The 9,885-nt window shown below is 65.1% G+C and carries 7 protein-coding genes and 1 pseudogene; 4 read left to right on the plus strand and 4 right to left on the minus strand.

Features of this window, described 5'->3' with window-relative positions:
• The 4 genes and pseudogenes from AC5E6L_RS11005 to AC5E6L_RS11020 all read left to right on the plus strand — a co-directional run.
• Positions 1–444: L,D-transpeptidase (locus AC5E6L_RS11005; protein WP_491773269.1), on the plus strand; the 444-nt coding region annotated here is incomplete at its 5' end.
• Positions 445–934: 490 nt separating this feature from the next.
• Positions 935–1,255 (plus strand): annotated as a pseudogene (locus AC5E6L_RS11010) (PAS domain-containing protein); the annotation flags it as partial.
• Between the two features lie 153 nt (positions 1,256–1,408).
• Positions 1,409–3,028 carry a putative bifunctional diguanylate cyclase/phosphodiesterase gene (locus tag AC5E6L_RS11015; protein WP_491773281.1) on the plus strand — a complete coding sequence of 540 codons (1,620 nt, stop codon included), beginning with the start codon at positions 1,409–1,411 and terminating at the stop codon, positions 3,026–3,028.
• A 166-nt stretch (positions 3,029–3,194) separates the two neighbouring features.
• On the plus strand, positions 3,195–4,409 hold the full coding sequence (locus AC5E6L_RS11020; RefSeq protein WP_491773271.1) for an EAL domain-containing response regulator: 1,215 nt from the start codon (positions 3,195–3,197) through the stop codon (positions 4,407–4,409).
• A gap of 95 nt (positions 4,410–4,504) precedes the next feature.
• Here the strand turns inward: AC5E6L_RS11020 and AC5E6L_RS11025 are convergent, their stop codons facing one another.
• The 4 genes from AC5E6L_RS11025 to AC5E6L_RS11040 all read right to left on the minus strand — a co-directional run.
• Positions 4,505–6,445 carry a polysaccharide biosynthesis protein gene (locus AC5E6L_RS11025; RefSeq protein ID WP_491773273.1) on the minus strand — a complete coding sequence of 647 codons (1,941 nt, stop codon included), beginning with the start codon at positions 6,443–6,445 and terminating at the stop codon, positions 4,505–4,507.
• 199 nt (positions 6,446–6,644) lie between these two features.
• Positions 6,645–8,327, minus strand: coding sequence for an L-lactate permease (locus AC5E6L_RS11030; RefSeq protein WP_491773275.1), 1,683 nt, complete (start codon positions 8,325–8,327; stop codon positions 6,645–6,647).
• A gap of 115 nt (positions 8,328–8,442) precedes the next feature.
• A complete protein-coding gene (locus AC5E6L_RS11035) occupies positions 8,443–9,201 on the minus strand; it encodes an ABC transporter ATP-binding protein (protein ID WP_491773277.1) in 759 nt (252 codons plus the stop codon).
• Positions 9,201–9,885: ABC transporter ATP-binding protein (locus tag AC5E6L_RS11040; protein ID WP_491773279.1), on the minus strand; the 685-nt coding region annotated here is incomplete at its 5' end. The genes AC5E6L_RS11040 and AC5E6L_RS11035, both read right to left, overlap by 1 nt.

The raw sequence follows: 9,885 nt of genomic DNA on the forward strand, positions 1-9,885 counted from the left end.
ACGGTGGTCGTCGAAACGCGCCGGCACCATCTTTATCTGACGCTGGGCAACGGCAACGCCATCCGGTACGGCGTGGGCCTTGGGCGCGAGGGCTTTGAGTGGTCGGGCCGGGCCGTGGTCGGCGACAAGCAGCGCTGGCCGCGCTGGTTTCCGCCCGATGAGATGATCGACCGGGAGCCGGAACTGGAGCCTTACCGGGCAAGCGATGTCGACGGGGACAATGTGTGGGAAGGCGGCATGGATCCGGGCATCATGAACCCGCTCGGCGCGCGCGCCCTTTACGTCCACCAGAACGGCAGGGACACGCTCTACCGGCTGCACGGCAATCCGGTGTGGGGTTCGATCGGCCAGTCGGTCTCGTCCGGCTGCGTGCGCCTGATGAACCAGGACGCGATCGACCTGCACGCCCGGGTGCCCGAAGGAACGCCGATCGTCGTGCGCTGATGCGCATCTTTTGCCGTCATGCTTTGCGAGGGCCTAGTAGAGCCTTTCCGGGGAACCGTCCATTGGTGCCGGACCGGTTCCATTACGTCCCCCAATTGCGGTGATGCCGGCGGCGGCCTTGGGCCTTACGCCGCACCGGGTCGGCGATGCAGCCGATCCGCCCCATTGAGGAACCCCATAGATTAGGGCCCGTGGGGATTCAGGCTTCGGGCCGCCCGCAAGTTCGGAGGGGATCCGAGGCGCGGCCGGTCAATGGCGCCATGCAGCCGCTTTGCGGAAAACGCCGAAAATGAGGATTCGGATCAAAACTGAAAGTTGTAATAAATATAAAAAAATCTATAGGTTGTATTTTCTAAATTTCCGACATGTCCATTTCCTCTATTTTAATTCGATTTAGATGAATTTGCAAAATTCGGGGTTTTTCGTATTTACCAATTATTAATAAAGGAACGAACAAAATTCGATATTTTGTTGGCTCGGAGTCAATCTCTTGACCGACGTTGACTACAACCAGATTGACGAATACCTGAAGCCGTCTGGTCATTGGGCTTGGAAAACGGACCATCAACATCGGTTTGAATATCTGAGCGACAATTTCGCGGAACTGACCGGCATCGATCCGGCGGGCATCCTCGGCAGGGCGCGCACGCACCTGATCAAGCCCGACACAAACACGCCTCTGTCGCCTCGTCATCGTGATATGCTCGACATGTTTCAGCCGTTCGAGCGATTCAAGTTTCCCTGGGAAGCAAAGGACGGACGGGCGCGCTGGTTCGAATCGAGCGGCGCGCCGCGCTTCGACGAAAACGGCACATTCCTTGGGTATCAGGGCATTGCCCGGGAAATCACGGCCGAGATCGAAGCCGAAGCGCGCCCCGGGACGATTGATCGCGAGAGGCGGCTGCAGCAGACCCTGCTCGCGCAGATCGAGCGCGTTTCGAAGATCGGGGCCTGGCGCTGGACCATGGATGGCAACCATTTTCACTGGAGCGACGAGGTCTTTCGCATCTACGATCTCCCGATCGGGACGCCGATAACGGTCGAGCACGCATTCGATGCCTATGACGGCGAAGCGCGCGCGATCATCGAGGCGGCGATCGAGGAGTCCTTGCAGTCGCACAAACCCTATGACGTAACGACCCGCTTTACGTCGGCCAAGGGCACGGCGCGCTGGGTGCGCGCGATCGGCGTGCCGGAAGTGATCGGGCAAGAGGTGGCCCGCTTCTACGGCACCTTCCAGGACGTCACGGAGCAACGAAACCGGCAGCTTGAGATACATCGGCTGGCGATGACCGACCCGCTGACCGGCGTGGCCAACCGCACCGCCTTCAACGAGCGCCTGAACGCCTTGGTGCAGCGCCCTTTGCCGACCTGTGGCACCTCCATACTCTGCATCATCGACATCGATGACTTCAGACGGGTCAACGACCAGTACGGCCATCATGTGGGCGACGACCTGCTGCGCCTTTTTTCCGAGTGCCTCGTCGGGAACATGAACGAGGACTGGTTCTTCGCCCGCATTGGCGGCGACGAGTTCGGCATCATCGTCGATCAGATCGAGCGGCCGGAGGACTTTGCCCCGCATATGAACGCGCTGCTTTCGGACGTTGCGATGAAGGTGCAGTTGCGCGACATCAGCATCAATGTGTCGGCGACGGCCGGCTATGTGGTGTCGCCGAACGATGGCCGCGACGCGGAGGTTCTGCTGCGGCGCGCCGATTTCGCGCTCTATGACGCCCGGCGCCAGACCGATGCCTCGGTGCGCCGTTTCGAGATGTCCATGGAGGAGGTCTTTCGCCGTCGCGTGCTGGTGGCGCGGGAGTTCCGGGACGCATTGCGGAACGAGCAGATCGTTCCGCACTATCAGCCGGTCATCAAGCTGGATACCGGGCAGGTCGCGGGCATGGAAGCCCTGGCCCGCTGGCACCACCCGGTCAAGGGCATCCTGTCGCCCGCCATCTTCATGGAGGTGTTCGGCGATCATGAAATCTGCGTGTCGCTGACCGAACTCATGCTGCGGCGCATCTGCGAGGACATGCGCCACTGGATCGGGCACGGCAAGCATTTCGGCCGGGTTGGATTGAATGTGACCGCGGCCGATTTGCAGCAGCCGGGATTTGCGCTGCGCGTCGTCAATATGCTGGCGCGCCACGACCTGCATCCGCACCACCTGCTTCTGGAAATGACCGAGACCACCGTCTTCGGAAACGCGGATGGTGAAGTGATCGGGCAGGTGCGGCAGCTGCGTGACGCCGGTGTGGCGATCGCGCTCGATGATTTCGGCACGGGCTATTCCTCGCTGACGCATTTGAAGAGCGTGCCGTTCGATATCTTGAAGATCGACCGGTCCTTCGTAAAGGACATGATGCGCTCGCAATCCTCGCGCGCCATCGTGCACTCGCTGATCAAGCTCGGCGACGATATCGGCTACTCGACCGTCGCCGAGGGCATAGAGTTCAAGGCCGAAGCCAAATACCTGCGTGATATCGGCTGCAAAAACGGGCAGGGATATCTGTTTCACAAGCCAATGCCGAAATCGGAGATCGACAATCTGCTCGCCCATCGCGCGCATGTTGCCGTATGACCTTGTGTTCACGGTCAAACACGGGTCGGCGCGAAGACGAAACGGGACCGGTGAGGTCTCGTGGCGGCGGACAGGCCGGAGCCGGCATTTGGAGCATGCCGCCCGAAACGAGAACCCTTGTCCCCAAAGGATGCCGCAATGACTTGATGCGACGGTTCCATAAGAGATGAACAATCCCAATCGTGTCTTAATCTTCGATGACAATGCCGACAGCCGCGCCCTTGTGCGCGACGTCGCAGAGGATGCCGGCTTCGTGGTGGCCGAGACGGGCAGCCAAACCCGGCTCGCCGAACTTCACGCGCAGTTCGAACCGTCGGTCATCGTCCTCGATCTGGGCATGCCGGGCTTGTGCGGACTGCAATGCCTGCGTGAGCTGGGGCGGCTTCGATGCGCCGTGCCGATCATCATCATCGGTGATCTGGATGAAAAGATACTTCTTTCAATTCAACATCTTGGACGTGGTTTGGGGCTGCTTGTCCAGCGGGCGGAGGGGGCGCCGGTCCACACAGGTGCGCTGCGCCAGGCGCTGGCGGGCGCAAAGGTACCCCTGGCGGATCGCCCCGCCTGGCGCCCCGCGCATGGCGAGATCAGAAATGCCGTGAACGACGGGGAATTGCTGGCCTACTTCCAGCCCAGGGTGAACCTGCAACACCACGAATGCCCGGTCGTCGGAAGCGAGGCGCTGGTGCGCTGGCGGCATCCGCAGCGCGGCATCGTCCCGGCGGCCGATTTCCTCGCCGCGGCCGAGGCGACCGGCATGATCTCGACATTGACCGAGACGGTGCTGGTCTATGTCGTGCGGCAACTGGTGCGCTGGAAGAAGATGGGGCTTGCGCTGCCGGTGTCGGTCAATCTTTCGCCGATGCAACTCTGTGACGAGCAATTGCCCGACCGCGCCGCCCAGATGATGGCGGAAGCCGGCCTCGAACCAGGACTGCTGGGCATGGAGATTTCGGAACGTGCCGCCCGAACCGATCTGAGCGCGACCTTGATGTTGCTGACACGGCTGAGGCTCAAGGGTTTTGCCGTCGGCATAGACAATTTCCGCGCCGCGTCTCTTTCACTGTCGGACATTCATCACCTGCCGCTTGGTGCGTTGAAGCTGGATCGCGGCCTCGTTGGCGCGGTCGAGCGGGACACCGATGCGCAGACCATGTTGCGGGCGGCCGTGGCCATGGCGCGGGAACTCAACGTGACCGTATGCGCCGAGGGCGTTGAGACCGCATCGGCGGCGCGCTTGCTGCAATGCTTCGGATGCGAGGAAGCTCAGGGGTTTCATTTCGGCAAACCGCAGAACGCCGATGAGTTCACCAGCTTCCTCAAGCGGAAACAGGCGGCCTCCGAAACGAGTTCGAGCGATCCGTTCCCGATGTATATCTAGCGCAATTGCAGCGAAAAGCGAAAGCGCTCCGGATGTGCGCTTTCCTGACGATGGCCGGCGGCGGTTCGGCCCCCCGGGACACCGAGCGAGCGTCTTCAGGCGCGCGCGGAAGGCTCCGTGGAGCCGCCCCCATCGACGACGGCGCGCCGGGCCGGCCGCGCCCGTTCGGGAAATCCGGCGACCCAGCGGCTCAGGATCTGCCGCACCATGGCGCGGTCGCGCGTTTCCAGAACGGTACCGAGCTGTTTGAGCATGGCTGCGACCTCGATCTGCGAAAGACCCGCCTCCTCGGCACGCAGGATCTTTTCGTGCGGCGTCTGTGCCAGCCGCCCGTCATCGATCAGGAGTTCCTCGAAGAGCTTCTCGCCAGGCCTCAGGCCCGTATAGACGATCTCGATATCGCCATGGGGCGTATCGGCGTCCCGCACGGTGCAGTTGGCAAGCCCGATCATGCGCCGCGCGAGGTCGACGATCCGAACCGGCTCCCCCATGTCGAGAACGAACAGGTCGCCGCCTTCGGCGAACGCACCCGCCAGAAGCACAAGCCGGGCCGCCTCCGGGATGGTCATGAAGTAGCGCTGCACGTCCCGGTGGGTGACGGTGACCGGTCCGCCGCGACGGATCTGCTGCTGGAACAGCGGCACCACCGAACCCGACGAACCGAGCACGTTGCCGAACCGGACCATGGCGAAGCGGGTCTGCGCGCTGCGCGCCTGGATGTCCTGCACGATCAGCTCGGCCATCCGCTTGGTGGCCCCCATCACATTGGTCGGCCGCACCGCCTTGTCGGTGGAGACCAGGATGAAACGCTCGATGCCCGCCTCGCGCGCCGCTTCGGCGACCACGCGCGTGCCGAACACATTGTTGACGATGCCCTCGAACTCGTTGTGCTCGACCAGAGGCACATGCTTGTAGGCGGCCGCGTGCAGGATGATTTCGACGCCCTCCTCGGCGATCGCGGCATCGACGGTACGCCGCTCGTTGACCGAGCCGAGCCGGGTGGAGATATCGACGCCGGCTTCCTCGGCCGCCGGCCGCAGCGTGCGCTCGATTTCATAGAGCGCATACTCGCAGCGTTCGAGCAGGACCACGCGGCTCGGACGGCAATCGATCAGCTGCCGGCACAGTTCGGCGCCGATCGATCCGCCAGCGCCGGTAACGAGCACGGACCGGCCCGCATAGGCCTTGGCGACCTCCGGCGTATCGAGATCGACCTTTTCGCGTTGCAGAAGGTCGTCGGGCGTTACCGGACGCAGTTCGTCGACCAGGCTGTTGCCGGCGACGAGATCCACGTAGGAAGGGATCGACTGGACCTCGCAGGGCAGCGTTTTGAGCGTCTTGATCAGCCGCTCGCGCTGCCCCAGCGTCATGGAGGGAATGGCGACCAGAACGCGCTGGACCCTGCCGGCCTCGACCATCGCCTGAAGGTTGCGGGGGCCGGTGACGGCAATGCCGGAAATGATCAGCCCGTGCAGCGAGACATTGTCGTCGACAAAGGCGACCGGGTGCAGTTCGCGGGACTGTCTGAGCGCGTTGGCAAGCTGCGTGCCCGCCGCGCCGGCGCCATAGATGGCCACATTGATGCCACCGCCCGCAAGGGCGCGCAGCCGGCCGAGCAGCGCCAGCACGACAAGGCGCACCGCAACCGCGTTGAGGAAGAAGACGGCGCCGAAGATCAGCGGCACCGAACGCGGCGTCCAGAGGTTGAGCAGATAGCTGACCGCGATGGCGATCACGGTGAGCGCGGCGGCGCAGGAGCCGATCCGCCCGACCGCGTGCACGTCGAACGCGTGCAGCTTGAGGCGCTGAAGCCGCATCGCCCACACCACCATCATGCCGGCGCCGGTAACGAGCACGAAATAGAGCGGCGACAGGTCGGTGAAGCTAAACGGGGTCAGGCTGCCGAGGCGAAGGGCGAAGGCGATATAAAGGCTGAGCGGGATCAGCGCCGCATCGACGGCGGTGACCAGCGCCTTCTTGACCGGGCGCGGCCAGTCGGCGGGATCGCCGAAGCTTCGGCGAGACAGCTTTGACATGGACCAGTTCCCTCGCACAAAGGTCGCAAAGCTATTGAATCGGCACAATCCTCAGGCAGCGCCTGCCGGCTCAAAGCGCACCCGCCGGCCGACCCCGCGGAGGGAGCCATACGTGCAGGCGCGCCACCAATGCCCGACACGAGATGCTTTTAGGCCAGATCGTTTGAATTGTCCAGAAACCGGCAAACGACGGCCACCGTCACGGACCGCCCGCCATGGCCGCCGCCAACAGGCCCATCAGCCCGACCAGCGCCAGATAGTAAAGCGTCGGCAGGAGCGTCAACCGGAGCACCTGACCTTCGCGGCCCATATAGCCGACCGTGGCAGAGGCGGCGACCACATTGTGAATGGCGATCATGTTGCCGGCCGCCGCGCCGACCGCCTGCAATGCGACGACGGTGACGGTCGACACGCCCAGTTGCCCGGCGACGCCGAACTGGAAGGCGCCGAACATGAGGTTGGAGATGGTGTTCGAGCCGGCGATGAAGGCACCGAGCGCGCCGATCGAGGGCGCAAACAGGGGCCATACCCCGCCGACGGACCGGGCGACCCAGTCGGCCATGGCCAGCGGCATCGAGGCGAGCGCCAGATCGTTGACGTCGGAATTGACGTAGATGCGCACCATCGGCACCGTGAAGACCAGCACGAAGCCCGCGCCGAGCATGGTTCTGGTGCTGTCGGCGAACGCGCGCGACAGCGCCGGCGCGGGCATCCGGTGCAGCACGACGGTCGCCAGCACGGTCGCAACGAAAACGGCGGCCGGAAGGTAGAAGGGCGCGCTGGCCGCCGAGATGCCGGTGCCGAGCAGGTCCGGAAAGGCGATCCGGACCCCGCGCAGCCAGTCGCCGAGCGGCAGGGCGGGCAGGCGCGTGAGGACGAGCAGAACGGCGATCAGCACATAGGGCGTCCAGGCGCGCACGAGGCCCGGTGCCGCGCCCCGGGGCGGGTCGCCCCCATCATGGGCGCCTGTCGCGCCGAGCCAGAGGGCCGGCCAGGTCTCGCGCGCGGGCAGGGACCAGTTCCGTTCCGGCACCAGGAAGCCGGCCCGCGCCGCCGTCACGGTGACGGCCAGCGCCACGAGCCCGCCGATCATCGACGGGAATTCGGGTCCGAGCAGCCAGCCGATCGCGGCATAGGGGACGACGAACGCGACCCCGCCGAACAGGGCGAACGGCAGCGCCGGGACGGCCTCGCGCCATGACCGGTTCGCGCCGAAGAACCGGGTCGTCATCAGCACCATCAGGGCCGGCACGAACAGGCCCGCAATGCCGTGGAAGACGACCACCTGATCGGTCACGAGCCGAAGATAGTCGGCCGTCGTCAGCCCGTTGGCGGCCGTGACCGCGTCAAGCTGCGGTCCGCCGAGCCCACCGGCCAGGCCCACAAGCACGGGCGTGCCCGCAGCCCCGAAGGTGACCGGCGTCGATTGCAGCATCATGCCGAGCATCACCGCGGCCATGGCCGGAAAACCGAGCGCGACCAGGAGCGGCGCCAGGATCGCCGCCGCCGTGCCGAAGCCCGCCGCGCCCTCGATGAAGGCGCCGAAACACCACACGATGATGACGATCTGGATGCGCGGGTCCGGGCTGATCGCCGAAAAGCTGTCCTTGATGACCGCGAGCGCGCCCGAGCGCTTGAGCGCGTTCAGCAGCAGGATCGCGCCGAAGACGATCAGCAGGATATCGAAGGCGATCACCAGCCCCTGAAGGGACGCCGCCGCGATCCGCACGGCCGGCACCTGCCAGACAAGGAAGGCCAGCAGCGCGGCGGTGGCATAGACGAGCGGCATGGCCAGCCGCGCGGGCATGCGCAGACCGACCAGCAGGATGCCGGCGATCAAAATCGGCAGCGCGGCGACAAACGCCTGAAGCCCGAGGCTCATGGCAGGAACGGCCCGTGGACGCGGTTGCGTGCCCGACTAGCCGCTTGCGGCGGCCGATGGAACCCCGCCGTCCGTCCCGGTTGACGGTTCGCAGCGCCACCGTCCGGTCACGGGCTCACACCGCCAGATACTGCTCGCGCAACTCCTCATTGTCGAGCACGTCCTGCGCGGTGCCCTTGAACACCACCTCGCCCATGTCGAGGATCACCGCGCTGTCGGCGATGCGCAGCGCCGCAAGCGCGTTCTGCTCGACGATGATCGTGGTGATGTTCGACCGCCGGATCACCGCCATGGTCTTTTCGATCTCCTCGACGATGGTCGGCGCCAGGCCCTCATAGGGCTCGTCGAGCAGCAAAAGCTTGAGGTTCCGGCCCAGCGCGCGGGCGATGGCCAGCATCTGCTGCTCGCCGCCCGACAGCGTGCTTGCTTCCTGCCGGCGCCGTTCGCCCAGGCGCGGAAACAAATCGTAGAGCCTGTCGATCTCCCAGCCGCGCGGCTCGACCGTGCGGGCGAGGATCAGGTTCTCCTCGACCGTGATGCCGGCGATGATGCGCCGGTCCTCGGGCACGAGCTGCACCCCGGCGCGCGCGGCCTGATGCGCCTTCATCCGATGCAGCGCCTGCCCGTCGAGCCAGATCTCGCCGGCGGTCAGGTGCGGCTCGGCAGCACGCGCAAGGGTCCGCAGCGTCGAGGTCTTGCCGGCGCCGTTGCGGCCCAGAAGCGCGACGACCTCGTTCTCGGCGATGTCGAACGAAACGCCCTGCACGATATAGCTCTCGCCATAATAGCTTTCGATGTCGCGGCAGGAAAAGAAGGGCGCCCCACCCGCCCGCGCGGGCGGTGCCGGCCGCTCCGCGGTGTCTGCAAAGGCCATCAGTGCGCTCCTCCCAGATAGGCTTCCTTGACCCTCGGATCGCCCCGGACATCTTCCGGGCGGCCATCGGCGATGACCGCGCCCTGCGCCAGAACCGTCACCCGCCGGGCCAGCGAGAACACCACATGCATGTCGTGCTCGATGATCACCTTGGTCATGCCGGTCTCGGAGATGGTGCGCAGAAGCTCGATCGTGCGGTTGGTGTCGTGGCGCGACATGCCGGCGGTCGGCTCGTCGAGCAGCAGCAGCTTGGCGTGCGCGGCGATGCAGATCGCAAGCTCCAGCCGGCGCTTGTCGCCGCGCGACAGGTGCTCGGCCTCCACGTGGCGCTGGTCGATCAGGCCGACGCGCTCCAGGATCGCCCCGGCCTCTTGGCTCGCCGTGTTGGAGGCCCCCAGCGGCACGACAGGGTTGAACCTGAACTCCCCGTCGCGCCTGGACAGGGCCGCGATCGTGACGTTTTCGGCCAGGCTCATGCCGGGGAATATCTGCGGCGTCTGGAAGACGCGGGCGATGCCGCGCTGGATGATCCTGTGCGGCTTGAGACCCTTGATCGACCTGCCCTCGAACAGAACCTCGCCCGTATCCGGCTCGATCAGCCCGATCAGGCAGTTCAGGAAGGTCGACTTTCCCGCCCCGTTCGGCCCGATGATGGCGTGGATCGCCCCCTTGGCGACGTCCAGA

It is taken from the genome of Roseitalea sp., from assembly GCF_984466335.1.

Excerpts from the sequence above, each read along its gene's own strand:
- AC5E6L_RS11035 (WP_491773277.1), bottom strand. The coding sequence starts at position 9,201 with ATGGCCTTTGCAGACACCGCGGAGCGGCCGGCACCGCCCGCGCGGGCG.
- AC5E6L_RS11025 (WP_491773273.1), bottom strand. The coding sequence starts at position 6,445 with ATGTCAAAGCTGTCTCGCCGAAGCTTCGGCGATCCCGCCGACTGGCCG.
- AC5E6L_RS11030 (WP_491773275.1), bottom strand. The coding sequence starts at position 8,327 with ATGAGCCTCGGGCTTCAGGCGTTTGTCGCCGCGCTGCCGATTTTGATC.
- AC5E6L_RS11020 (WP_491773271.1), top strand. The coding sequence starts at position 3,195 with ATGAACAATCCCAATCGTGTCTTAATCTTCGATGACAATGCCGACAGC.
- AC5E6L_RS11015 (WP_491773281.1), top strand. The coding sequence starts at position 1,409 with ATGGATGGCAACCATTTTCACTGGAGCGACGAGGTCTTTCGCATCTAC.